22 protein-coding genes are annotated in these 23,243 nt (G+C 71.3%); 10 read left to right on the forward strand and 12 right to left on the reverse strand.

The annotated features are described in order from the left end of the window. Nucleotides 1-15 precede the first annotated feature (15 nt). Nucleotides 16-777 carry a TioE family transcriptional regulator gene (locus IEZ13_RS01235; protein ID WP_229794447.1) on the forward strand — a complete coding sequence of 254 codons (762 nt, stop codon included), beginning with the start codon at nucleotides 16-18 and terminating at the stop codon, nucleotides 775-777. Here the strand turns inward: IEZ13_RS01235 and IEZ13_RS01240 are convergent. From IEZ13_RS01240 to IEZ13_RS01255, 4 genes are all read right to left on the reverse strand, one after another. Continuing rightward, nucleotides 756-1,166, reverse strand: coding sequence for a PRC-barrel domain-containing protein (locus IEZ13_RS01240; protein WP_183215763.1), 411 nt, complete (start codon nucleotides 1,164-1,166; stop codon nucleotides 756-758). The genes IEZ13_RS01235 and IEZ13_RS01240 overlap by 22 nt on opposite strands. A gap of 64 nt (nucleotides 1,167-1,230) precedes the next feature. Next, nucleotides 1,231-2,160, reverse strand: coding sequence for a sugar kinase (locus IEZ13_RS01245; protein ID WP_183215765.1), 930 nt, complete (start codon nucleotides 2,158-2,160; stop codon nucleotides 1,231-1,233). Continuing rightward, nucleotides 2,157-2,795 (reverse strand): bifunctional 4-hydroxy-2-oxoglutarate aldolase/2-dehydro-3-deoxy-phosphogluconate aldolase, encoded by a 639-nt coding sequence (locus IEZ13_RS01250; RefSeq protein WP_183215767.1) that lies wholly within the window; start codon nucleotides 2,793-2,795, stop codon nucleotides 2,157-2,159. The genes IEZ13_RS01245 and IEZ13_RS01250 overlap by 4 nt, the downstream gene beginning before the upstream one ends. 55 nt (nucleotides 2,796-2,850) lie before the next feature. After that, complete coding sequence (locus tag IEZ13_RS01255; RefSeq protein ID WP_183215769.1) at nucleotides 2,851-3,696, reverse strand: hypothetical protein; 846 nt, start codon at nucleotides 3,694-3,696, stop codon at nucleotides 2,851-2,853. Nucleotides 3,697-3,748: 52 nt separating this feature from the next. Between IEZ13_RS01255 and IEZ13_RS01260 the strand changes: the two genes are divergently transcribed. Next, nucleotides 3,749-4,024, forward strand: a complete 276-nt coding sequence (locus IEZ13_RS01260) for a DUF1707 SHOCT-like domain-containing protein (protein ID WP_229794393.1) — start codon at nucleotides 3,749-3,751, stop codon at nucleotides 4,022-4,024. On the opposite strand, the gene IEZ13_RS01265 is transcribed toward IEZ13_RS01260, so the two are convergent. Together IEZ13_RS01265 and IEZ13_RS01270 are read right to left on the reverse strand one after the other, a co-directional pair. Then, nucleotides 3,996-4,547 (reverse strand): hypothetical protein, encoded by a 552-nt coding sequence (locus IEZ13_RS01265; protein ID WP_183215772.1) that lies wholly within the window; start codon nucleotides 4,545-4,547, stop codon nucleotides 3,996-3,998. The two genes, IEZ13_RS01260 and IEZ13_RS01265, sit on opposite strands and share 29 nt — an antisense overlap. Before the next feature lie 68 nt (nucleotides 4,548-4,615). Next, entirely contained in the window at nucleotides 4,616-5,656 is a 1,041-nt protein-coding gene (locus IEZ13_RS01270; RefSeq protein ID WP_183215774.1) for an SAM-dependent methyltransferase, read from the reverse strand. Between the two features lie 54 nt (nucleotides 5,657-5,710). Between IEZ13_RS01270 and IEZ13_RS01275 the strand changes: the two genes are divergently transcribed. After that, entirely contained in the window at nucleotides 5,711-6,616 is a 906-nt protein-coding gene (locus tag IEZ13_RS01275) for an NADP-dependent oxidoreductase (protein WP_183215776.1), read from the forward strand. On the opposite strand, the gene IEZ13_RS01280 is transcribed toward IEZ13_RS01275, so the two are convergent. Then, nucleotides 6,600-7,490: a TetR/AcrR family transcriptional regulator C-terminal domain-containing protein gene (locus tag IEZ13_RS01280; protein WP_183215778.1), complete on the reverse strand. Its 891-nt coding sequence runs from the start codon at nucleotides 7,488-7,490 to the stop codon at nucleotides 6,600-6,602. The genes IEZ13_RS01275 and IEZ13_RS01280 overlap by 17 nt on opposite strands. 102 nt (nucleotides 7,491-7,592) lie before the next feature. On the opposite strand from IEZ13_RS01280, the gene IEZ13_RS01285 reads away from it, so the two are divergent. Beyond that, the gene (locus IEZ13_RS01285; protein ID WP_183215780.1) at nucleotides 7,593-8,795 is read left to right on the forward strand and encodes an FAD-dependent monooxygenase; all 1,203 of its coding nucleotides are present in this window, start codon (nucleotides 7,593-7,595) and stop codon (nucleotides 8,793-8,795) included. Here IEZ13_RS01285 and IEZ13_RS01290 read toward each other — a convergent pair. After that, entirely contained in the window at nucleotides 8,760-10,853 is a 2,094-nt protein-coding gene (locus IEZ13_RS01290) for an N-acetylmuramoyl-L-alanine amidase (protein WP_183215782.1), read from the reverse strand. The genes IEZ13_RS01285 and IEZ13_RS01290 overlap by 36 nt on opposite strands. 200 nt (nucleotides 10,854-11,053) lie before the next feature. Then, a complete protein-coding gene (locus IEZ13_RS01295) occupies nucleotides 11,054-11,635 on the reverse strand; it encodes a TetR family transcriptional regulator (RefSeq protein WP_183215784.1) in 582 nt (193 codons plus the stop codon). A gap of 64 nt (nucleotides 11,636-11,699) precedes the next feature. On the opposite strand from IEZ13_RS01295, the gene IEZ13_RS01300 reads away from it, so the two are divergent. Next, nucleotides 11,700-12,485 (forward strand): SDR family NAD(P)-dependent oxidoreductase, encoded by a 786-nt coding sequence (locus IEZ13_RS01300; protein WP_183215785.1) that lies wholly within the window; start codon nucleotides 11,700-11,702, stop codon nucleotides 12,483-12,485. Here the strand turns inward: IEZ13_RS01300 and IEZ13_RS01305 are convergent, their stop codons facing one another. After that, nucleotides 12,486-14,174, reverse strand: a complete 1,689-nt coding sequence (locus tag IEZ13_RS01305; RefSeq protein ID WP_183215787.1) for an alpha-glucosidase — start codon at nucleotides 14,172-14,174, stop codon at nucleotides 12,486-12,488. Between the two features lie 82 nt (nucleotides 14,175-14,256). On the opposite strand from IEZ13_RS01305, the gene IEZ13_RS01310 reads away from it, so the two are divergent. From IEZ13_RS01310 to IEZ13_RS01325, 4 genes are all read left to right on the forward strand, one after another. Next, the gene (locus IEZ13_RS01310; RefSeq protein ID WP_183215789.1) at nucleotides 14,257-15,258 is read left to right on the forward strand and encodes a glycosyltransferase family 4 protein; all 1,002 of its coding nucleotides are present in this window, start codon (nucleotides 14,257-14,259) and stop codon (nucleotides 15,256-15,258) included. 161 nt (nucleotides 15,259-15,419) lie between these two features. Then, nucleotides 15,420-16,583: a glycosyltransferase gene (locus IEZ13_RS01315; protein ID WP_183215791.1), complete on the forward strand. Its 1,164-nt coding sequence runs from the start codon at nucleotides 15,420-15,422 to the stop codon at nucleotides 16,581-16,583. Nucleotides 16,584-16,585: 2 nt separating this feature from the next. Further along, on the forward strand, nucleotides 16,586-17,668 hold the full coding sequence (locus IEZ13_RS01320) for a glycosyltransferase (RefSeq protein ID WP_183215793.1): 1,083 nt from the start codon (nucleotides 16,586-16,588) through the stop codon (nucleotides 17,666-17,668). Beyond that, nucleotides 17,665-19,152 carry a glycoside hydrolase family 130 protein gene (locus tag IEZ13_RS01325; RefSeq protein ID WP_203833617.1) on the forward strand — a complete coding sequence of 496 codons (1,488 nt, stop codon included), beginning with the start codon at nucleotides 17,665-17,667 and terminating at the stop codon, nucleotides 19,150-19,152. The genes IEZ13_RS01320 and IEZ13_RS01325 overlap by 4 nt, the downstream gene beginning before the upstream one ends. A 123-nt stretch (nucleotides 19,153-19,275) precedes the next feature. On the opposite strand, the gene IEZ13_RS01330 is transcribed toward IEZ13_RS01325, so the two are convergent. Beyond that, nucleotides 19,276-20,046 carry a methyltransferase domain-containing protein gene (locus IEZ13_RS01330; RefSeq protein WP_229794394.1) on the reverse strand — a complete coding sequence of 257 codons (771 nt, stop codon included), beginning with the start codon at nucleotides 20,044-20,046 and terminating at the stop codon, nucleotides 19,276-19,278. A gap of 280 nt (nucleotides 20,047-20,326) precedes the next feature. On the opposite strand from IEZ13_RS01330, the gene IEZ13_RS01335 reads away from it, so the two are divergent. Further along, nucleotides 20,327-21,352: a Gfo/Idh/MocA family protein gene (locus IEZ13_RS01335; protein WP_183215797.1), complete on the forward strand. Its 1,026-nt coding sequence runs from the start codon at nucleotides 20,327-20,329 to the stop codon at nucleotides 21,350-21,352. Between the two features lie 762 nt (nucleotides 21,353-22,114). Here IEZ13_RS01335 and IEZ13_RS01340 read toward each other — a convergent pair. Next, nucleotides 22,115-23,113 carry an amidohydrolase family protein gene (locus IEZ13_RS01340; RefSeq protein ID WP_229794395.1) on the reverse strand — a complete coding sequence of 333 codons (999 nt, stop codon included), beginning with the start codon at nucleotides 23,111-23,113 and terminating at the stop codon, nucleotides 22,115-22,117. Between the last annotated feature and the right edge of the window lie 130 nt (nucleotides 23,114-23,243).

A 23,243-nucleotide genomic window follows, 5' to 3' on the forward strand; every position in this document is an offset into this window, starting at 1 on the left:
CCTGGAGAGAGTGCGCTGAAGTCTCAAAACGGGGTTCACCGGCCGGTGGATCTGGCGCGGGCACACGGGCTGTCCGCGCAGGCGATCCGCAACTACGAACGGGCCGGAGTGATCCCGCCGGCCGGCCGCACGCCGAGCGGGTACCGGATCTACACCGGCGATCATGTGGGTGCGCTGGCCGCCTACCTGGGACTGATTCCCGGGTATGGCCACGCCACGGCCGGCGAGATCATGCGGGCGGTGCTGCGGGACGACGTCGACGCCGCTCTGGCGCTGATCGACGCCGCACACGTGCAGTCGCGCCGCGACCGGGACACCGTGGCCGCTGTCGCCGCGGCCCTGGTCGAGGCTCCGGCCGGGCCGTCCGCGGACCGGCCGCTCCCCGTCGGCGTGCTCGCCCACCGGCTCGGCCTCACCCCGGCCACGCTGCGCAAATGGGAGCGGGCCGGGATCCTCACCCCGGAGCGGTCGAAGGGTGCCCGCGTCTACTCCCCCGACGACGTCCGCGACGCCGAACTGGCACACCTGCTGCGCCGCGGTGGGTACCTGCTGGATCACATCGCGACCGTGATCGAGCAGGTCCGCGCGGCGGGCGGTCCGGGGCCGCTGGCCGCGTCGATCGAGCAGTGGCGGGAGCGGCTCACCGCCCGCGGCCGGGCCATGCTGACCGGGTCGGCGCGGCTGGCGGAATTCCTGGAGCGGACGGACGCCGCCCCGCCCGTGGGGGTTACGGGCGGGGCGGCGGATCGCGGCGATCAGTACGGGAAGTCGCGGTAACTACCGGTGTAGTAGTCACCGACCTGCCGGCGGTACTCCGGCGTCTCGAAGGTCTCCTTGTCGTACTCCGGGGAGTCCTTGATCTGCTCCTTCGTACGGTCCACGTAGACCTTCCGCTCGGTGTGATCGAAGGTCTGCACCGTGCCGGCCGGGAGGAGAACCTTCCGTCCGAAGATCCACGGTCCGGTGTCGACCACGAGGAACGCGTCACCGACGTCGTAGCTGGCCTTGTCGATCGATCCGATGTGACCATCGGTCGCCTCGACGCGGTACCCGACCAGGTCCACGCCGGCCCGCCCGGTTTCTTCGGCGCTCTCCACGGTCACCGGGTCGTTGCCCAGTGCCGACGGCTCACGCCAGGCCCACGGGGTGAACGGCGTAGGTTGCATCACGGCCTCCTCAAATCGATGAATTCGCCGTTGTTCATCTCCTACCCACCCACCCGCGGGCTAATCACCGCACGATGTCACTTCCGTTCAGCGCGGCCAGTTCGGCACGGTTCGGCAGGCCCTCGCAGTCGCCCGGGACGGTGACCGCGAAGGCGCCCGAGGCGATCGCGGTGTGCAGCCGCCGGGCGGGATCCGCCCCGGCCAGCCGGTCGGCCAGATAGCCGGCCACGAACGCGTCACCGGCCCCGACCGGGTCGATCGCCGTCACCCGCAGCGCCGGGACGTCGAACCGCTCCCCGGCGATCGAGGCCGTGCAGCCGCGTGCCCCGTCCTTGACGATCACCTCGGACGGCCCGAGCTTCGCCAGACCGTCCACCGGGTCGGCGGAGCCCACGACGAGGGCCGCCTCGTCCGGGCCGGCGAACACCACGTCGGCCCGGCTCACCAGGTCGCGCAGCACCGGGGCGGCATCGGACTCCGACCACAGCTTGCCGCGGTAGTTGACGTCCACCGACACCGGGACGCCGGCCGCGCGGGCCTCCTCGACGGCGTGGAAGACGGCCGCCCGGGCGGTGTCGCTCAGCGCCGGAGTGATGCCGGTGACGTGCAGAATCCCGGCCGCGGCCACCTCGTCGCGCGGGATGTCGACCGGGGCCAGGCGGGAGCCCGCACTGCCGGCCCGGTGGTAGTCGGCCTGGATGAACTCGCCGGACCTGCGGTAGCGGATCATCAGGCCGGTGTGCGCCTCGCCGGGGACGGCCAGCACGCGGACCCCCGATGCCCGGAGGCGGGCGGCGACGAGAGCGCCGGTCGCGTCCGGGCCGAGACGGCCCAGCCAGGTCGCGGAACCGCCGAGGCGGGCCACGCCGATGGCAACGTTGCTCTCCGCGCCGGCGACACCGAGGGTGAAGCCGCGGGCGTGCTCCAGCGGGCCGATCCCGTCGGCCACGAAGATGCCCATCGACTCACCGAGGGTGAGGAGCCCGCCGGTCATGAGCGGGCGAAGGCGACGGCGTCCACCGCGTGGCGGGCGCGGGCGGCCAGGGCGGTGAGGCTGCCACCGGTGGCGGCGTCGCCGATCAGCGGGCCGCCGAGGCCGACCGCGACGGCGCCGGCCGTGAGCCACTTGGCGATGTCGTCGAGCCCGATCCCGCCGGTCGGCATGATCCGCACGCCGGGCAGCGGGCCGCGCACGTCCTTGAGGTAGCCGGGGCCGAGGCCACCGGCCGGGAACAGCTTGATCAGCGGGGCGCCCGCCTGGAACGCGGCGTGGATCTCGGTGGGGCTGAACGTGCCCGGGTAGAACGGGACGGACTGCGGGCCGAGGCCGCTGACCGGCGCGACCAGGAAGGTCGCGCCGGCGTCGACCGCGGCCTTCGCGTCGTCGTCGGTGAGAACGGTGCCCGCGCCGACCATCACGGTGGCCGGCAGTTGCCGGCACAGGCCGGAGATCGCCTCGAGGGCACCCTGCGAGGTGAGGGTGACCTCGAGGGCGGTGATGCCGGCGGCGACCAGCACATCGGCGACGGCGGCGAACCCGTCGGCGGTCGGGGCCCGGAGGACGGCGACGAGACCGCTGTCGACGATGGCGGCGGAGACAGGATCGAGGGGAGCACGTTGATCGGTCACGTTTCGATCCTGCCCGATGCAAACATTTGCAGCCAGATCTCTCCGATCGCCGGGCTCAGCCGCCCAGCAGGCGGCCGATCGTGTCGAAGACGTCGGCGTAGAAGGTGCCGCCGATGCTGCGGAAGAGCTGGAAGTCCTTGCCCGGGCTGCCGAAGAAGGGCCGCAGCGTCCAGGCGAGCTGGGTGCCGACGAAGCCGAACAGCAGGATCCAGATGTAGAGCAGGGTCATGCTGGTCGAGCCGTCGGTGGCGGCCGGGGGACGCGAGCCGAAATCGGGGATCTGCACCTGCGTCTTCACCGGCGCCGGGGCGGTGAGCACGGCGCCGTTCTTGTCGGCGGTGTCCACGGCCGGTTCGGCGGTCACGGCGACCACCGGCGCCTGCGCGGCCCGCTTGGCGGCCAGCGCCTTGGCCTCCTGGTGCTCGTTGAGGGCCCGCATGCCGGCGGTCAGGAAGCGCAGCCCGACCATCGCGGTCAGCATCAGGATCCCGACGTTGAGCAGCTTGAAGAACGCGTAGCTCTGGGCCGTGATCAGGAAGAACAGGCTGATCGGCGCGAACGCCAGGGTGAGCACGGCGGTCACCGTGATGGTCACCATGATCAGGGTGAGCGCCTGGAGCACCGACAGCTTGGCCCCGAAGACCAGATTGAACAGATACAGCGTCGGCAGGCAGATGGCCAGGGTGGCCAGGAACAGCAGGGGAAGCTTCACAAAGGACGCGGCGGCCTGCACCGCGCCGTTGGAGAAGCCGAGGACCGCGCCGTACAGCGCCAGGCTCAGCGCCGAGCTGACCAGCATCTGCCCGGTGAGCTGCTTGAGGTCGCGCTCCTCGTTGATCTGGTTCCAGATGCCGTCCCGGTCTCGGAGCAGGCGTTCTATCACCAGCAAACTGTTGGCCATCTCGATCTCCCGTTCAGGTGGGGGGAAAGTTCGCGGAGGTTACCCTGTCGCCGTGACTGACCCAACCCTCAGGGCCTCCGACGCGGAACGGTACCGTGTCGTCGCAATGCTCGAAAAGCATGCGGCCGCAGGTCGTTTGACACTTGATGAATTCACCGAGCGCGTCGACCGCGCCCTCGCCTGCCGCACCCACGGCGATCTGACCGCGGTCACGGCCGATCTACCGGCGTCCCCTCGGGAAGAGGACAACCGTCATCTGCTGTGGGCGTTCCTGGCCGCGGCCGTCGTACTGGTCGTCTTCAGCGTCGTTCTCGGTCTGGCTCGCTGAGCGACCGCGCCCGCCCGTTCAGCGACGGCGACGGCTTCGGCGGGGTGTCCACGATGCCCAGCTCATCGCGCACCGCCGCCTCGAACTGCTGCATGACCAGCGGAACCTGCGCCAGCAGCTCACGGAAGTGGGTGTGCGGGTGCACCCCGACCACGGCGGCCGGATTCATCTCCCCGTGCAGGCGTTCCAGCTGGAGATGGACGGCGAGGGCCGCGCTGCGCACCGGGCCGGAGGCGAGCAGCCGCACCGGCATCAGGGCCGGGCCGACCTGGTCCACGTACACCAGCGCGGTCGGCGGCTTCTCACCCGCCTCGTACGCGGCCCGCAGCTTGTGGGTGGCCCGGTCGAAGGCGGCCAGCAACCGGCAGTAGGCGTCCTTGCGTTCCTCATACCACTGCCGGTCCCGGCGTTCCCGGGTCAGCAGCACCTTGTTACGGGCGGCGACGAGGTGCGCCACCGCGGCACCGGCGAGCGCGAACACGACAGCCACCAGGGGCAGTCCCCACCACGGGATCTGAGACACCCGTTTACCGTATCGAGCCCCGCGCCGGGCGGTCTGTCAACCACTCCTCGCGGGGAGCGGGCCGACGGTCACCGCAGCCGGTAGAAGCGCCAGAACTCGTTCTCGATGCCGAGCACCTCGGGCGTGGTGAATCCGGCCTCGCGTGCCCAGCCGAGCAGGGTCGGCGTGCGCAGGATCGTCCCGTTGGCGAGCACCGGGTCCTCGGCCCGGGTGGCGGGCAGGCAGTGCAGGACGCTGAACGCGTACTGCAACCGCTCCACCTCCCCGGCCGGCGCGGTGAACTCGTCGGCGACCCGCTCGTCGGCGATGAACACGCTGCCGCCGGGGGCGAGCAGCTCACGGGCGTTGCGCAGCACCCCGACCGGGTCGCCCATGTCGTGCAGCGCCTCGAACACGGTGACCAGATCGTAGGCGCCCGCGGCGGCGACCGCGTCCCCGGTGCTGAAGCCGACCCGGTCGGCGACCCCGGCCTCGGCCGCGACCCGCCGGGCCTCGCTGATCGAGTGCTCGTCCAGGTCGACGCCGTGGACCGTGATCGCGGGGTAGGCGCGGGCCATGGCCACCGACGAGTGCCCCATGCCGCAGCCCAGGTCGAGCACCCGGGCGCCGGGCAGGTCGCGCAGGCGGCGGTCGATGCCGGGCACGGCGGGCAGCCACTCGCCGCCGAGAAGATGGGTGAACATCGGGCGGTTGAAGCCGGCGATGCCGTGGCGCACGTGGCCGTACTCGGTGTAGGGCACTCCGGCGCCGGTCCGGAAGGCCTCGACGACCCGTGGGGTGAGCAGGGCGATGCCGAGGGCGAACTCGCCGGCGGCGCCCGCGTACGCCGGCCCGTCCTCGTCGAGGAGCACCTCGGCCACACCGGGGGCGAGCGCGAACCCGTCGTCGCCGAGGTTCAGGAAGCCGGCCGCGGCCTGCTGTTCCAGCCATTCACGGGCGTACCGTTCGTCGATGCCGGCGGCCGTGGCGAGCCCGGCCGGGGTGCGCGGGCCGTCCCGCAGCGCGGTGTAGAGGCCGAGCCGGCGGCCGAGCTCGACGGTACAGAGTTCGAGGGCGCCGGTGAGCGCGCCGAGCAGGCGCTCACCCAGGATGGCGGTCGGTGATGTCATGCCGTCCAGCCTGCCGCTTGACCTCAACCCTCGTTGAGCTTGCAGGCTTCGTTCATGCGAGCTGCCGTCTTCGACCGTTTCGGTCCGCCCGAGGTCCTCCACGTCGCCGAGCTGCCGGATCCGGTGCCCGGGCCCGGCGAGGTGCTGGTCCGGGTGCGGGCCGCCGGTGTCCAACCGTTCGACGTCGCGGTACGCCGTGGCGCGATGCCCTGGGTGCGGGCCGAGTTCCCGCAGCAGATCGGCCAGGAGTACGCCGGTGTCGTCGAGCGCGCCGGCCCCGGGGTGGAGAACGTCCGCGCCGGCGACCCGGTCCTCGGCTCGACCATGCTGAACGCCGTCGCCGAGCTGCTCACCGTCCCGGCCGCGAACGTGGTCGCCAAACCGGACAGCCTGCCCTTCGCGGAGGCGGCCGGACTGGTCGCCGCGGCGCAGACGGCGAGCGGCGCCCTGCTGGAACTCGACGTGACCGCCGGTGACGTGCTGCTGGTGCACGCCGGCGCGGGCAGTGTCGGGACGATCGCCACCCAGTTGGCGGTCCGGGCCGGGGCCACCGTGATCGGCACGGCGAGTCCCGGCAACCACGACCGGCTGCGGGCCATGGGCGCGACGCCCGTGCCGTACGGAATCGACCTGCTCGAAGCCGTGCGGGCCACCGGCCTGAAGCCGACCGTGGCCCTGGACGCCGGAGGCGGCGAGGCGATCGCGCAGTCGATCGCGCTGGGTGTGCCGCCGGAGCGGGTCGGCACGATCGTCGACGACAAGGCGGCCGCCGAGCACGGCGCCCGGGTGGTGCGCGCGGGCCGTTCCCCGGAGCGGCTGGCCGAGGTGGTGGCGCTGGCCGCCGCGGGCGGGATCACCCTGCCGGTGCTGCCGTTCGTGTTCGAGGAGGTGGTGGCGGCTCACGCGGCCGTGGAGTCGCGGCACGCCCGCGGCAAGGTGGTCGTCACGTTCGGGAGCTGATCCACACGCCGAGCCCGTCGATGAACCTGGCCAGCCCGAACTCGAAGAGGATGTCCAGGTCGAACTCGAAGTCGGGCCCACCCCTGAACAACTGCTCGTAGTGCGGTGCGGGATGCCGCGCGGCGAACCGCTCGAAGGCGGCGCCCTGCTGCTCCATCCACTCGTCGTCGGTCAGTCCGGTGTCCCGCATCGCCTGCGCCTCCGGTTCGAGCGCGCTCGCCACGCCGCGCACGAAACTGAACAGCAGCACCTGCACCATGAACCGGTCGGTGACGGCGAGTCCGGTCGGCTTCACCGTGCTCATGATCCATTCGCCGAGGCGGAGCGCGTTGGCCGCCGGCTGCGGCCGGGTCAGCGACATGGACAGGGCCAGCCACGGGTGCCGCTGGAAGATCTGCCACACGGCGCGGGCACAGGACGCCAGGTCGGCCCGCCAGTCGCCGGTGTGCCGGGCCGGCACCCGCAGCTCACCGAGCGCCCCGTCGATCATGGCGACGATCAGCTCGTCGCGGCCCGGCACGTGCCGGTAGAGGGACATGGTCGCCACGTCCAGCTCGGCGGCGATCCGGCGCATGGACAGCTCGGCCATCCCGTCGCGGTCGGCGAGAGCGATGGCCGCGGCCACGATCCGGTCCCGGCTCAGGTCGGTGTCGCGCGGCGGGACCGGCCCGGCCACGACCGTGCCGACGCCGGGCCGGGCCACGGTCAGGCCCTCGTCACGCAGCGCGGCGTGCGCCTTGGTGGCGGTGGCGATGGCGACGCCCCACTCGCGGGTGATGACCCGGGCCGACGGCACCCGGTCGCCGGGACGTAGTACACCGGCCTCGATGCGGTCGCGGATGTCGGCGACGATCCTGCGGTAGGGCGCGTCCACGGTAGTACACCAGCCTCCCCGTACTAGTGCGGCTTTGCCGTTTCTGAACTCGGCCTTAGCGTCTAGTACATCGATGTACAGAGTACGCAGAGGAGCGGGGAAATGCGTGTACTGATCTCCGGCGCCGGGATCGCCGGGCCGGCGTGCGCGTTCTGGCTGCACCGGGCCGGCGCCGAGGTGACCGTGGTGGAACGGACGGCGGAGCCGCGCCCCGGCGGGCACGCGGTCGACGTACGGGGCGTGGCCCGCACCGTGGTCGAGCGGATGGGCCTGCGCGAGACGATCCGGCGGCGCCAGGTCGACGAGCGCGGCTGGGCCATGGTCGACGGAACCGGGCGACGGCTCGCCGAGATGCCGGCCGACGCGTTCGGCGGTGAGGGCATCGTCGCCGAGATCGAGATCGCCCGTGGCGACCTGGCCCGGATCCTGCTCGACGCCACACCCGGCGTCGACTACCGGTTCGGCGACCGGGTCACCGCCATCGACGACCGGACGGTGACGTTCGCGAGCGGCGGCACCGAGCGGTACGACGTGGTGATCGGCGCCGACGGTGTCCACTCCGGTGTCCGGGAGCTCGCCTTCGGGCCGCGGGAACGGTTCGTCCGCTACCTCGGCGGCTACACCGCGTACTTCACCGTCGGAGACCCGGGCGACCTCGACCACTGGATGCTGATGTACAACGCGCCCGGCGGCCGGGTCGCCTACCTGCGCCCGAAAAACGGCTGCACCGCGAAGGCGGGGCTGAGCTTCCGGCACCCGGACCCGAGCTACGAGCGGCTGACCCGGGCCGACGCCGAACGCCTGGTCAGCGATCGGATGACCGGGGCCGGGTGGCGGATCCCGGAGCTGCTGGCCGCGATGCCGGGCGCCGGCGACTTCTACTTCGACTCGATCAACCAGGTCCGGGTGGACCGCTGGTGGCGCGGCCGGGCCGTGCTGCTCGGCGACGCCGGTTACTGCGGGTCACCACTGGCCGGACTGGGCACCAGCATGAGCCTGGTCGGCGGGTACGTGCTGGCCGGCGAGCTGACCCGGGCGGCCGATCCGGAGCGGGCCTTCGCGACTTATCAGGATGCGATGGCGGACTACGTGGAGAGTGGCCTCGAACTGCCGCCCGGCGGGATGGCGATGTTCGCGCCGATGAGCCGGACGGCGATCCGCCTACGGGCGTTCTCCACCCGGATGATGACCCGGTGGCCGTCCCGTCAGATCGCCGAACGGCAGTTCAGCAAGGCTGAGCGGATCACGTTGCGTGACTATCCGGCGCTGTCAGCGCAGATAGACGAGCCCGTCCAGCACCACTGACGGACGGCCCGTGGTGCCCTCGGCCCGCACTCGGACGGTGTGGGTGCCGCTGCTCCGCCACGTCCGTGTCCACACCGACCTCCGGTACTGGGGCTCGCCGGACCGCAGATCCACGACTCCCTGGAACGCGCCGTCCAGATAGACCCGGACCCGGCCGGACATCGCGGTCCGGGCCGCCAGCAGAGCCACCGAGCTTCCGGTGAAACGCCAGGTCAGCGACGATCCGGCGGCCGATGCGGCGCCGGCTGCGCCGCCGAGATGCCCACGGTCGCGCACGGTGCGCCAGGTTCCGGTCCGCGGCGCCCCGGCCTCGGTCAACACCACGGGGGTACGGGTGACCGCGCCGTTCCTCGTGTTCCCGGCCTGGTCGGTGACGCTCACCGACCAGGTCTCGGGAGCGCCGAGCCGTACGGTGTCGGTGATCCCCCGGGCGGCGCCGGTCAGGGTCTCGCCGGAGACCCGTACCGATCGGACGCCGGAGGTGTCACTGAGCCCCCAGTCGACCCGGACCGGGGCGGTGGCGCCGACCGCGCCCTCCCGCAGCGACACGAGCGGCGCACGCGTGAAGGCGGGCGCGACCGCGTCCGCGACGACCTTCGCGCTGGTCGTGGCGATCCGGCCGGACAGGTGCACCGCCTTGACGGTGACCAGGTGCTCGCCCGGGGTCAGCCGCACCGGAGCCTGCCGGTGCCCGCCGGGCACCGCCGCCGCGAGCCGGCCGTCCACCCACACCTCGAAGCGGTCCAGCATCCGGGTCGGGGTGTCCAGATCCCAGGCCGGTCCGGCCGGCCCCTTGGTGTAGTAGCGGCCGGCCCGCCGGTTGGCCTGGTTGACCCCCCGGTACCGCAGCCCGGACGGAGCCGCCCCCGCCATCCGGCGGATCGACGGGAGCAGCGCGTAGAGCGAGTTCCCCGGGCACTCGGTCCGCCCGGTGTCCCGGTGCCCGGAGATCCGGTACAGAACCGCCGCCTTCCCGGCCGGGTAGCGGTCGCTGCCGGTGGAGACGAGCCGCACCCGGCCGAGCGCCGAATTCCTCCCGGCCCCCAGCTTGTACGCCGCCACCTGCGCCACCGCGGCCCGCGCCCTCGCCGGAACCGCCACCGACCCGTAGTCGCCGATCACCGCGATCGCGCTGGCGTTCGCGTTGAAACCGAGCGTGTGCGCGCCGAGCACGGACCGGTGCACCCCGCCCGCGCGCCCTTCGAAGATCTGCCCGCACTTGTCGACCAGGAAGTTGTAACCGATGTCGTTCCAGCCCTTGCTCCGGACGTGGTACCCCTCGATCCCCCGGACGATTCCCGCCGACTGCGCGCAGCCGTAGCCGTTCCCGGTCGCGGTGTGGTGTACGAACATCACCTGCACGGCGCCGGTGTACTCGGGCGGCTCCTCGACGATCGACTCGTCGGCCCGCCAGCCGGCCCGGGTCACCATCCTCGGCACCGGTCGCAGCGGCAGCGCCACCTTGCTCGCGACCCCGGCCCGCTCCGCACGCCCCGCCGCTCTCCCGGCGGCCGGGACCCGGGCGGCGACACCGGACGCTGTCGTGGTCTCCCGGGCGTCCGGGTTGATCAGGTCGACACGCAGGCCGGTGGGCAGGACGGCGCCGATCACCCGTGCCTGGACGCCGTCCGACGGCCCCACCCAGAGCGGGTCGCTCGCCCCGCGGACATCCGAGCCACCGGCTCCGGCGGAAGCATCCGGATTGTCGGTCTCCAGCCGCTGCCAGGACGTCCACCGCCCGGTCGCCGCGCCCCTGGTACGCACCTCGATGGCCCCGGCCGGCACCGCCTTCGGGTCGCTCCAGGTGACGCCGACCAGGCTGAACGGCTCCGTCGCCCGGCGCGCCAACTCCGCGGTACGCGCCCCGCCCCGATCCGCGACCAGCCGCATCCGCCCCGCCGCTTCCGCACGGTGCACGGTCAAGGCGAAGGTCTGGAGCACCGGCTCAGCCGGAGTGGGCGGATTCGCCGCGGTCCCTCCGGTGGTCGCGACAGCCACCGCCGGAGTGGCGGCCATCAGGGCGGCGACGAGACGTGCGGTGAGCCGGTTGCGGCGCATGGAAACTCCCCCGGCCACCGGCAGAAGCGGTCATTTCGGATGGTCCGGGGCCACCTGACACCATGCCTGGGACTGACGAGGCCGGTGGGAATATCTGTGAAAATTGCTCATATCTGGTGATTGCTGAGCTAATACACAGATGATCACAATATCGACCAAACCGGGGCTGTATCGCCTGAATCCGAGAGATCGGTGACCGGTCAGGGAGTGGACCGGACGGCGGCCGCCGCCGCGTCGAAGAGGGTTTCCAGGGGAACCGCGCCGTTGCAACGGGTCCAGGCGTCGCCCGCCACGTCCAGACAGGTGATGACGGTGGCGACGAGCGCATCCGCGCGTACATCCAAGGGGTCCGCGGGATCGGCGCCCAGCCGGCGGCGGACCTCGGGGGTGAGCAGCGCCTGCCATTGGAGGTGTTTCTCGATGCTGCGGGCACGCAGCGAGGGGGTCTCGTGGACCATCGTGAAGATCTTCAGCATGGTCGGCTCGTCGAAGGCGGTGTCCTTGACGCTGTGCAGTGCGTTGCGCAGCGCGGCCCACACCTCCTCGTCGTCGGGGCGGGCCTCCAGCGCCTGGCGGACCAGGTCGCCGCTGGCGATGAGGTCACCGAGGACGACGTCCTCCTTGGTGCCGAAGTAACGGAAGAACGACCGCCGGGAGATGCCGGCGGCCGCGGCGATGTCGTCGATGGTGGTGGCGTCGAAGCCGCGCTCCAGGAACAGCGCCATCGCGGTCGCGGTGATCTCGCGGTAGACGGTGTTGCGGGTCCGGGACCAGAGCGACATGACCGCACCCTAACACGCCATGCCTGATTGACACTGAGTGCCAAATCGGCATAGCGTGCCACCCATGGCCGTCGATTATCGCAACCAGACCACCCTGATCACCGGGGCCAGCTCGGGGCTCGGCGCCCTGTTCGCCCGGCGCCTGGCCGCCCGCGGCTCCGACCTGGTGCTCGTCGCCCGGCGCACCGGCCGGCTGGAGAGCCTGGCCGCCGAGCTGCCGAACGTGACCGTCACCCCGATCACGATGGACCTGGCCGCGCCGGGCGCGGGCGCGAAGCTGAGCGCCGCGGTGGCCGAGCGCGGGCTCGAGGTGACCAGCCTGATCAACAACGCCGGGTTCGGCACGCACCAGCTCTTCCACGAGGCGGATCCACAGCGGATCACCGACGAGATCACCCTCAACGTCACCAGCCTGACCGAGATCAGCCGGGCGTTCATCGAGCGGTTGCGCGCCCAGCCCGGTGGGGTGCTGCTCAACGTGGCGAGCATCGCCGGCTACCAGCCGGGCCCGACCCTGGCGGTGTACGCGGCGACCAAGGCCTACGTGCTCAGCTTCACCGAGGCGCTCTGGTCCGAGTCGCGCGGCACCGGGCTGCGGGTGATGGCACTGTCGCCGGGCGCCACCGAGACGGAGTTCTTCGACGTGGCCGGTCAGGGCGCCGACGGCGGCACCCGGCGGATGCACGCCGACCGGGTGGTCGACCTGGCGCTGCGGGCGCTGGACCGGCGCAACCCGCCGCCCAGCCTGATCACCGGCCGGATGAACAGCCTGATGATCAACGCTGGGCGGCTGGCCGGGCGGCGGGTCACGACGGCCGCGCTCGGCGCGATGATGCGCCGGACCGGATAGTCAGACCGAGCGGCGGTAGACGACGGCCTGCCAGGGGGCCAGGCGCAGCCCGCCGGCCGGTGGCTCCAGGTTGGTCAGCAGCAGTTCGGCGCCGTCCCACCCGTCGATCGCGGCGTGCGCCTCCACGCCGGAGAAGTTGCCGATCACCAGCAGCTCGGTGCTCCCGAGACGACGGGTGAAGGCGTAGACACGCTCGTCGTGCGGCAGCAGCATGGTGAAGTCGCCGTCGGCCACCGCGGGCTCGGTCTTCCGCAGTTGGATCAGTCGCCGGTAGTAGTGGAAGACCGAGTCCGGGTCGGCCCGCTGCGCCTTCGCGTTGATCTCGGCATGGTTGGGGTTCACCGACAGCCACGGTGTGCCGGTGGTGAAGCCGCCGTGCGGGGAGTCGTCCCACTGCATCGGTGTGCGGGCGTTGTCCCGGCCGCGGGCCCGCAACACCGTCAAAACCTCCTCAGGGGTACGCCCTTCGAGTTCTACCGCCTGCCGGTACTGCCCGAGGGCCTCGATGTCGCGGAACTCGTCGATGCCGCCGAACGGGTAGTTGGTCATCCCGAGTTCCTCGCCCTGGTAGACGTAGGGCGTACCGCGGTGCAGGTGCAGGACGGTGCCGAGCATCTTGGCGGAGGCGGACCGGTGGGCGGGGCTGTCGTCGCCGTACCGGGAGACCACCCGGGGCTGGTCGTGGTTGTTCCAGTAGAGACTGTTCCAGCCGACGTCGGCGAGGCCGGCCTGCCAGCGGCCGAGGATCGCCTTGAGCGCGGTGAGCTGGAGCGGGACGAGCAGCCACGGGTCCGGTCCACGGTCGACCCAGACGTGGTCGAACTGGAAGACCATGTCGACCTCGTGCCGTTGCGGATCGGTGTGCAGGACGGCCTCGTCCACGGTGACGCCGGGCATCTCGCCGACGGTCAGCAGGCCGTCGCGGCCCTCGAAGACCTCGCGGTGCATCTCCTGGAGGAACTCGTGCAGGCGGGGGCCGCCGATGAAGGACGCGGAGCCGTCGGCGTACACCGATCCCGCGGTCAGCCGGCCGTCCGGGAGGCTGACGTCCTTGGAGATCATGTTGATGACGTCCATCCGGAAGCCGTCCACGCCGCGGTCCAGCCACCAGCGCATCATGGCGTAGACGGCCTGCCGGACCTCCGGGTTCTCCCAGTTGAGGTCGGGCTGCTTCTTCGAGAACAGGTGCAGGTAGTACTCGCCGGTCTTCTCGTCGTACTCCCAGGAGGGGCCGCCGAAGACGGAGCCCCAGTTGGTCGGCTCGGCGCCCGGGGCGCCCGGTTCCATGCCGGGACGGGCGGGCCGCCACCAGTACCAGTCACGTTTCGGGCTGTCCGTCGAGGAGCGGCTCTCCTGGAACCACCGGTGCTCGTCGGAGCTGTGGTTCACCACCAGATCCATGATGATCTTCATGTTCCGGGCGTGTGCCCCGGCCAGCAGCTCGTCGAAGATCTCCAGAGTGCCGAAGAGCGGCTCGATGTCCTGGTAGTCGCTGATGTCGTAACCGTTGTCGTCCTGCGGCGAGGGGTAGACGGGGGAGAGCCAGAGCACGTCGACGCCGAGCTCGGCGAGATGGTCGAGGTGATCGATGACGCCCCGCAGGTCGCCCATGCCGTCGCCGTCCGCGTCGGCGAAGCTGCGCGGGTAGATCTGGTAAACGACCGACTTCTTCCACCACGAATCCGTCATTGGTCTTCTCTAACACGTAAACGGGCCCGCTACCGGAGATGCATACTGACCAGGTGGTTATGGGCGAGAGTTCTGGTTTGTCATGAGGATTGCGCTTCTGGGGCCGATCGCCTGGCGCACGCCGCCGCTGCACTACGGCCCGTGGGAACTGATCACCAGCCTGCTCGCCGAAGGGCTGACCGAACGCGGCGTCGACGTCACGCTCTTCGCCACTCTGGACTCGGTCACCAAGGCCACCCTCGACGGTGTCGTGCCGACCGGTTACGAGGAGAACGCCGACATCGACGGCCGGGTCTGGGAAGCCATCCACGTCAGTTACGCGCTGGAGCGGTCCGGCGGGTTCGACCTGATCCACAACCACCTGGACTGGCTTCCGCTGGCGTTCTCGGCGCACTGCCGGACCCCGATGCTGACCACGGTGCACGGCTTCTCGGGGAACAACATCCTGCCGGCGTATCGGCGGGCCCGGTCGCACTTCGTCTCGATCTCGGACAGTGACCGCTCCCCCGACCTGGACTATCTGGCCACCGTCCACCACGGCGTCGACCTGAGCGAGCTGCCGTTCCACGCCGACGGCGGCGACGATCTGATCCTGTTCGGGCGGATCCATCCGGACAAGGGCACCGACATCGCCATCGAGATCGCCCGGCGGGCCGGCCGCCGGCTGGTGATCTGCGGAATCGTGCAGGACCGGGAGTATTTCGCCGAATGCGTGGAACCCCTCATCGACGGCGAGCGGGTGGTCTATCTGGGCTCGATCGGCCCGGACGAGCGGGGGACGATCCTCGGCTCCGGTGCGGCGCTGCTGCACCCGATCCGGTTCGCCGAGCCGTTCGGGCTGTCCGTGGTCGAGTCGATGGCCTGCGGGACGCCCGTCATCGCGTACCGGAAAGGGTCGATGCCGGAAGTGGTGGACGAGGGGGTGACCGGCTACCTCGTCGATGGGGCCGACGAAGCGGTTGCCGCGGTGCAAAGGATCGCGGACATCGACCGGGCGGCCTGTTCGGCGCGCGCCCGGGAACGCTTCTCGGCCGACCGGATGGTGGACCAGTACTTGGCGATTTACCGGAACATCATCAGCTGAATAGCTAGATCTTGTTAACGTCGCAATGTGAATTGCGCGTTAACCAGGCTCTATTCCGGTGCCGACTTTGCGCTGTTCACCCGCGGTGTACGGCACGGTGCCCGCGCGCGCTGAGTCCGTGCTGCAAGTTTGCAGCCGGCCGAGGAGAGAAAGGCCCAGTAATGCCCGCGACATACGGGTTTTTGAGCACTTATCCCCCCACTCAATGCGGTTTGGCGACTTTCAATGCGGCACTCGCCACCCACCTCACCGGCGGCGCCGGCGGATCAGGCGTGGTACGCCTACTCGCCTACGAGAACACCAGCGGAGGGATAGCGCTCGACCGGGCCGCACCGCGGGTCGTGCACACCTGGAACACCGACCGGGCCGGCGGCTGGGTGGCCGCCGCCACCGCGCTGAACTGTTTCGACGCGGCGATCATCCAGCACGAGTACGGCATCTACCCGGGCGACGCCGGCGCCGAGGTGCTGCCGGTGCTGCGGGCGCTGCGCGTGCCCGGGATCGTGGTGCTGCACACCGTGCTGGCCAACCCCGACCCGTTGCAGCGTGGGGTGCTGGAGCAGATCGTGGCCACCGCCGACGCCGTGGTGACCATGACGGACACCGCCCGGCAGCGACTCACCACCCGGTACGACGTCGACCAGCGCAAGATCACCATGATCCCGCACGGGGCCGGCAGCTACACCGGCGCCCCGCGCGAAGAACACGACCGCCCGCACCTGCTCACCTGGGGCCTGCTCGGGCCGGGCAAGGGCATCGAATGGGCGCTGCGGGCCCTCGCCCACCTCGACGACGTACGCCCGCGCCCGGTCTACACGGTCGCCGGCCGTACCCATCCGCATGTGCTCGAACAGCAGGGTGACGTCTACCGCGACTCGCTCAAGGAACTCGCCGCGGACCTCGGGGTGGACGACTGCGTCCGCTGGTCCGACGTGTACCTGGAGCCGGCCGAACTGTCCCGGCTGATCCGGTCGGCCGACGCCGTGGTGCTGCCGTACGACTCCACCGAGCAGGTCACCTCGGGTGTGCTGATCGAGGCGGTGGCCGCCGGCATCCCGGTGGTGGCGACCGAGTTCCCGCACGCGGTGGAACTGCTCGCGGACGGGCCGGGGCTGCTCGTACCCCATCAGGATCCGGAGGCGATGGCGGTGGCGATCCGGCACGTGCTCGCCGAGCCGGGCCTACCGGGCCGGCTGGCCGGGCTGGGCGGCGGGCCGACCCTGCGCTGGCCCGCGGTGGCCGCCCGCTACCAGGCGCTGGCCGCAAGGCTGATCGCCGCCCGCCGTCCGCTCGCCGCCGCCGCCGCCGCCACGATTCCGGCATAGGCATGGGACTGTCACTGCGGCTGGTTCCGCCGCCGATCCGACTCAACGACCTTCCCTCCCCTCGCTGGGACCACGTGTTCCGGCTCTCCGACGACACCGGGCTGCTCGAACACGCCCGCAACGCGATCGCCCGGCGCGAGCACGGCTACTGCGTGGACGACGTGTCGCGGGGCCTGCTCGTCGCGTCCCGCGAACCCCGTCCCGGACCGGATCTGGTCCGGCTGGCCGAGCGCTATCTGGCGTTCCTCACCCACGCGCAGGGCGCCGACGGGGGTTTTCGCAACCGGCTGAGCTACGACCGCCGTTGGCTGGACGAGCCGAGCTTCGGCGACTGGTGGGGCCGGGCCATGTGGGGGCTGGGCACGGCCGCGGCCCGCGGCCCGTCCGCGTGGATCCGCCGGGAGGCGGCCAACGCCTTCCGGCAGGGCGTGGCCTGCCGGTCGACCTGGCCGCGGGCGATGGCGTTCGCCGGGCTGGGCGCCGCCGAGGTGCTCCGCGCCGATCCGCACGACCGGGCGGCCGCGGACCTGCTCGGCGACGCGGCCACGGCGATCGGGACACCCGGCCCGGATCCGGAGTGGATCTGGCCGGAACCGGAGCTCACCTATGCGAACCCGGCGCTCCCCGAGGTGATCATCTCGGCCGGGGATCTCCTCGGCGACGAGGGCCTGCTCACCGACGGGCTCCGGATGCTGACGTGGCTGTGCCGGATGCAGGAGAACGACGGGCACCTGTCCACCGTCCCGGTCGGTGGCTGGCGGCCGGGCGTGCCGCGCCACCGGTACGACCAGCAGCCGATCGAGGCCGCGGCCACGGCCGACGCCTGCGCCACGGCGGCCGCGGTGACCGGCGACGACGGCTGGGACGCGCCGCTCTTCCAGGCGATCGCCTGGTTCTTCGGCGACAACGACACCGGAACGGTGATGTCCGATAGCGAGACTGGCGGATGTTATGACGGGTTGAAGGCTAATGGTCCTAATGTGAACCAAGGAGCCGAATCCACCCTCGCGCTCGTCTCCACGCTGCAGCATGCGCGAACGCTCGCGAGCCGGAGCGCGACCAGACCGTCAGGCGGCCTAGCGTGACAGCAACGGTGAACACCATCGACATCACCCGTCACAACATCACCATGACGCCGGACGACCGGCGCGTCGTGATCAAGCTCTTCGTCCCGGGCGAAGACGCGCAAGTCGCCCACAACCGGGCGTCCAGCCTCATCGAGCGCATCCTGCGACTCGACGAGGCCGACATCAACAACCAGCTGGACGACGTGCTGAGCCAGTTCTCCGGACGGCACCACGACATCCTCGGCGTCTTCCAGCACCACTACGAGGTGGTGCAGCACCGGGTGCCGTCGCACATCGAGCTGTCGCCGGCCGCACGCACCCTGATCGGGGCGTACTTCAGCCACGAGTTCTCGGTGGAGGCCGCGGCGCTCTGCAACCCGTCGATGGTGCCGCATCCGGACCAGGGCGACCTGGAACCCGGGGAGGTCCGGGCCGCGCTCAGCCTGCGCCAGATCGGCGAGGGGCACATCTCGTCGATCGGGTTCTGCAGCGTGGTGCTCGGGCCCGGCGCGGCCATCCGGTTGGAGGACCGCGACGGCCCGCTGATGATCGGCAACCGGGTCGGCGCCAAGCACATGAGGCACCAGTTGGTCGCGGCGCTCGGCGACGAGGACATGGACAACGAGGCCTCGGCGTACGTGCTCAACGCTCTCCCCGAACGCTACGACGACACGGTGTTCGAGGAGATCATCGGCCACCTGCCGACCGAGCTGCTGGCCCGGCCGACCACCCCGATGAGCCTCGAGCTGATCCGCCGGATCGTCGGCGACGACTATGCGGTGACGTTTCCGGCCACCATTCCGCTGCACCAGCGGGTGCTCTGGCCGGCCACGCCGAGCGAGAGCAAGGGCATGGAGGACGCCCGGTTCGTGCAGGTGGTCGACCCGGACGGGCGGCCCGCCTATCAGGCGACCTACACCGCGTACGACGGGTTCAACATCTCCGGGCGGGTCATCTACTCGAAGGATCTGCGGCACTTCGAGGTGACCACGCTCCAGGGCCCGGCCGCCCGCAACAAGGGCATGGCGCTGTTCCCCCGCTACGTCGGAGGGAAGAAGATGGCGCTCTGCCGCTCCGACGGCGAGACCCTGGGCCTGACCGTGCGTGACGAGCAGCACCGCTGGCAGCCGGCCGGCCCGCTGCTCGTGCCGCACCGCGGCTGGGAACTGATCCAGGTCGGCAACTGCGGGTCACCGATCGAGACCGAGGCCGGCTGGCTGGTGCTCACCCACGGTGTCGGCCCGATGCGGCGCTACGGCATCGGCGCCATGCTGCTCGACCTGGACAATCCCGAGCGGGTCATCGCCGACCTGCCGCAGGGGCTGATCGACCCGGACGAGGTCGAACGCGAGGGGTACGTGCCGAACGTGCTCTACTCCTGCGGCGGGCTCATCCACGACGACCGGTTCTGGCTGCCGTACGCCTCCAGTGACGTACGGATCGGCTTCGCCAGCATGCCGCTGGACGACCTGCTGCGCCGCATGCAGCCGGTCGGGGGTTAGCGGCCCGGGACCGTCCCCGGTCAGGAATCAGGCGGCCGGGGACCGTCCTCGGTCAGGGATCAGGCGGGCGGGGACCGTCCTCGGTCAGGGATCAGGCGGCCGGGGACCGTCCTCGGTCAGGGTTCAGCGGCCGGGGACCGTCCCCGTCACCACCCAGATGGTGAGGACGGCCAGGAAGGTGCCGCTCGCGCCGGCCGCCTCCACGCAGGCCAGCCACTCGTCGCGCAGGCCCGGCGGGGTGGCCCAGACCTCGACAGGCACCTCCGGGTTGACCATCGGGAGCACCACGGCGGCCGATTCGGGAGTGGCGAAGAAGCAGGTGACCGGGGTCGCGCTCAGCCGGGTCAGGCCGGCCGCGACCAACCGGCGCCGCAGCGTACGCCCCATGTCGTGCTGTTTCGGGGTGAAGTGCCCGCGGACGTGCGCCATCACCACCTCGCCCAGACCGGCCGGCATGCCGTCGAAGGCGAGCGAACCCCAGTCGGTGTCGACGAGGCAGATTCGGCCGCCGGGGCGCGTCACCCGGGCCAGCTCGCCGATCGCCCGGTCGGCGTCGTCCACGTGCTGGAGGACCCGCTCGCACCAGACCCCGTCGACGCAGTCGTCCGGCAGGTCGAGGGCGCAGACGTCACCGGTCAGGTAGCGCACGTTGCTGCCGTCGTGACGGTCGATCGCGGTCGCCGTCAGCGACGCCGAGTAGTCGACAGCGAGCACCTCACCGGACCCGCCGACCATCCCCGCCAGCATCCGGGCCACGTCACCGGAGCCGGAACCCGCGTCGAGCAGCCGCTGCCCCGGCCGCGGGCCGAGCGAGTCGAACGCGACGCGGCGCACCCGCTGGATCTCCGGATGGCGGCCCATGGCGGTGAGCGCGTCGAGCACGATTTCCGACATCTGAGCCGATAAGGCATCGATGTCGGAAAAGGGCGTCCGGTCCTTCTGCGCGGGTTCCATCCCGCAATTGTTCATCTCCACGCCACCGTTCGGGGCTCCTCGTCATCCATCCGACAGGCGCGGCACCTGCCCTTTCGCTAGATCGACCGGCGAGTGTGCGGCATCCGCACACGTCCGGCCGGAGGAACCAACCCACACAGACCGTGATGTTCCATGCGTCACACGTGACGAGTGGAATCACAGGCAACAGGCCGGCAACCGATGTGTAAAACTTCCGGACATGATCGAACGGGTGAAGTTCGGGCTGGTCGGCTACGGCACCGGCGGCCGGGTGTTCCACGCGCCGCTGATCGCGTCGGCGGAGAACATCGATTTCGTCGGCGTGGTCACCACGTCCGAGGAACGCCGGGCCCAGATCTCGGAGGAGCTTCCGGGCGTCACGGCGTACGACTCGATCGCCGCCCTGGCCGCCGACGGAGTCCAGGCGGTGGCCATCTCCACGCCCGCCGCCACCCACGCCGCGCTGGCGTACGAGGCGATCGCTGCCGGTCTCGCGGTGGTCGTCGACAAACCGTTCGCCCTGGACGCCGACACCGCGCGCAAGCTGGTCACCACCGCCGAGGAGGCGGGCGTCCCGCTCACCGTCTACCAGAACCGGCGGTGGGACTCCGACCTGCTCACCATCCGCAAGCTGATGGAGAACGGTTCGCTCGGCACGGTCCGGCGCTTCGAGTCGCGGATGGAACGCTGGGCGCCCGACCGCCTGCCCAAGGACGCCGGCGGCGGCACCCTCCTCGACTTCGGCTCACACCTCGTCGACCAGGCGCTGCAACTGCACGGCCCGGCCACCCGCGTGTACGCCGAGGTGCACGGCCCCGACGGCGGCCTCGACGACGACTTCTTCCTGGCCCTGCACCACGAGAACGGCGTCGAGTCGCACCTGTGGGGCAGCTGGCGGCAGGCCGGCCCCGGCCCGCGTTTCCGGGTCAGTGGCACCGCCGGCACCTACATCTCGGCCCTCCTCGACTGCCAGGAGGACATGCTGAAGGCCGGTCGGAGCCCCGCCAAACTCGGCGACCGCTGGGGCGTCGAACCCGAGCACCGCTGGGGTCACCTCTTCCGCGGCGCCACCGGCGCCCCGGTCGAGAGCTGCCGCGGCCGCTGGGACACGTTCTACCCGGCCGTCGCCTCGGCGATCCTCGGCGAGGGCCCGCTCCCGGTCGACCCGTGGGACTCGGTCCGCGCCATGGAGATCCTCGACGCGGCCCGCACCAGCGCCACACAGGGCGTCGCAGTAACCCTCTAGCCCCTCCCCCGACACGGCCACCCCGTCCCGACGGCCTCCCACCTTCCCTCTGCCCCGGCCGCTGCCCCTGCCACCGCTGCCGCCACACAGCCACCACCACCACAGCCGCTGCCGCTGCCGCTGTCACGCGATCGTGGTCGTTTGTCCACCCGACGCGGTGGAGAAACGACCAAGAACGCGCCGAGCGAATCGCTCAACCGCCCACACAGACCTCGCACGCACGCCCACCAAGCTCGGCCCAACTTTGGACGATTCGCCACCGAAGGCGGTGGGCAATCGTCCAAGATCGCGCCGAGCAGCTTGCTCAACCACCCACCCACCCAGACCTCGCGAGCACGCCCAGAAGCTCGACCCAACCTTGGACGATTCGCCACCGGAGGCGGTGGGCAATCGTCCAAGAACGCGCCGAGCAGCTTGCTCAACCACCCACCCACCCAGACCTCGCGAGCACGCCCAGAAGCTCGACCCAACCTTGGACGATTCGCCACCGGAGGCGGTGGGCAATCGTCCAAGATCTGTGGGAGCACGGCCGTGGGAAGCAACTCGCGATATGCCCAGGCCAGTGGGGGCGCGCACCTGGAGAGCACTGACCGCGACGAGCGGGGGCGTGAGTGCACAACTCTCGGGATGCCGTGGCCGTCGGGGAGCGCGGTTGACGGGGAGCGCGGTCAGCGCGGAACGAGGTCAGCGCGGAACGCGGTCAGCGCGGAACGCGGTCAGCGCGGAACACGGTGGTCGGCGGGTTCTCGGAGGTGGTTTCCCTCAGAGAGCCCGGGGGTGGATGTCAGGGCCGACTACCCGGGCAGTGGCCAGCGAGTCCGGGAGGTCGGCTAGGTCCAGGCCGCCCGGGATCCAGGAGATCGTCGAACTGTCGGTCTCGGTCATCGCGGCGAGGACGCCGTCCGGGGTCAGGCCCGCCGACAGCAGCAACCGGATCTCACGGATGTTGATGCCCGGTGGGAGCGGGCCGTTACCCAGGTCGGTGCCGTAGCGGACGTTTCCGCCGTACTCCAGGAAGCGCCGGAGGTTGTCGACGGCGATCCCGGATGCCGGGTCCGGCTCGCCCCAGCCGTGGATGTCCAGCGTGCTGATCCAGGTCATCCGCTGCGCGCAGGCACGCAGCAGGTCGTCGTCGAGCCGCTCGGTCCAGGGTGTGTGCGCCAGCATGTCGGCACCGGCCGCGTGGGCGGCGGCTACCGTTCCGGCGCCCTCCGCGTGCACCACCACCGGCAGCCCGGCGGCCCGCGCCGAGGCGACCAGCGCGGCCAGCGTGGCCGGGGCCGGCATCGGCCCGCCGGCGTGCGCGGTGACCTTGATCAGGCTCGCGCCGGCGGACCGGGCCTCGGCCACCGCTTTGTCGGCGTCGGCCTCCGAGCAGATCTCTCGCCAGCTGCCCGCCGATGCCCACGGGCGATCGCTCGGGTAACCGCCGGGAGCGGTCAGGAACGGTCCGGCATAGCGGATCCGTGGCAGGACGGCGTCTGGTTTCCGGGACCGCTCGGCGAGAGCGGCGACCTTCTCGGGAACGCCGCCCAGATCCCACACCTCGGCGATCCCACCGGCCCGGACCGTGCCCAGATCGACCAGCGCCGAGTGCACGTGCGCATCCACCAGCCCCGGAAGCAGCGTGCCCGGGAAGCGCCGTGTGCCGTCACCGTCGGGCGCGAGTTCAGCGGGCACCGGCCGCACCCGCCCGTCCGGCGCGACCCGCAGGGCCACCCCGGACCGCAGCCGCCCACCCCACCAGACGGTCTCCGCCACCAGCCACTCCGGAGCCCCCGGCGCGATGGCAGACGGTGGGATGGCAGACGGTGGGATCTCGGTTTCCTCGGCGACGGTCACCGAAGGTCGAGGACCGCTGCTGCGACGCAGCGCTGACAAACCGCAACCG

This window comes from Actinoplanes campanulatus, from assembly GCF_014647795.1.
In the GTDB taxonomy this organism is placed as follows: Bacteria; Actinomycetota; Actinomycetes; order Mycobacteriales; family Micromonosporaceae; genus Actinoplanes; species Actinoplanes campanulatus.

Bases quoted from the DNA above. Each gene is read 5' to 3' on its own strand.
- IEZ13_RS01240 (WP_183215763.1), bottom strand. From the start codon at position 1,166: ATGCAACCTACGCCGTTCACCCCGTGGGCCTGGCGTGAGCCGTCGGCA.
- IEZ13_RS01245 (WP_183215765.1), bottom strand. From the start codon at position 2,160: ATGACCGGCGGGCTCCTCACCCTCGGTGAGTCGATGGGCATCTTCGTG.
- IEZ13_RS01255 (WP_183215769.1), bottom strand. From the start codon at position 3,696: ATGGCCAACAGTTTGCTGGTGATAGAACGCCTGCTCCGAGACCGGGAC.
- IEZ13_RS01270 (WP_183215774.1), bottom strand. From the start codon at position 5,656: ATGACATCACCGACCGCCATCCTGGGTGAGCGCCTGCTCGGCGCGCTC.
- IEZ13_RS01275 (WP_183215776.1), top strand. From the start codon at position 5,711: ATGCGAGCTGCCGTCTTCGACCGTTTCGGTCCGCCCGAGGTCCTCCAC.
- IEZ13_RS01285 (WP_183215780.1), top strand. From the start codon at position 7,593: ATGCGTGTACTGATCTCCGGCGCCGGGATCGCCGGGCCGGCGTGCGCG.
- IEZ13_RS01290 (WP_183215782.1), bottom strand. From the start codon at position 10,853: ATGCGCCGCAACCGGCTCACCGCACGTCTCGTCGCCGCCCTGATGGCC.
- IEZ13_RS01295 (WP_183215784.1), bottom strand. From the start codon at position 11,635: ATGTCGCTCTGGTCCCGGACCCGCAACACCGTCTACCGCGAGATCACC.
- IEZ13_RS01300 (WP_183215785.1), top strand. From the start codon at position 11,700: ATGGCCGTCGATTATCGCAACCAGACCACCCTGATCACCGGGGCCAGC.
- IEZ13_RS01305 (WP_183215787.1), bottom strand. From the start codon at position 14,174: ATGACGGATTCGTGGTGGAAGAAGTCGGTCGTTTACCAGATCTACCCG.
- IEZ13_RS01310 (WP_183215789.1), top strand. From the start codon at position 14,257: ATGAGGATTGCGCTTCTGGGGCCGATCGCCTGGCGCACGCCGCCGCTG.
- IEZ13_RS01315 (WP_183215791.1), top strand. From the start codon at position 15,420: ATGCCCGCGACATACGGGTTTTTGAGCACTTATCCCCCCACTCAATGC.
- IEZ13_RS01320 (WP_183215793.1), top strand. From the start codon at position 16,586: ATGGGACTGTCACTGCGGCTGGTTCCGCCGCCGATCCGACTCAACGAC.
- IEZ13_RS01330 (WP_229794394.1), bottom strand. From the start codon at position 20,046: ATGTCGGAAATCGTGCTCGACGCGCTCACCGCCATGGGCCGCCATCCG.
- IEZ13_RS01335 (WP_183215797.1), top strand. From the start codon at position 20,327: ATGATCGAACGGGTGAAGTTCGGGCTGGTCGGCTACGGCACCGGCGGC.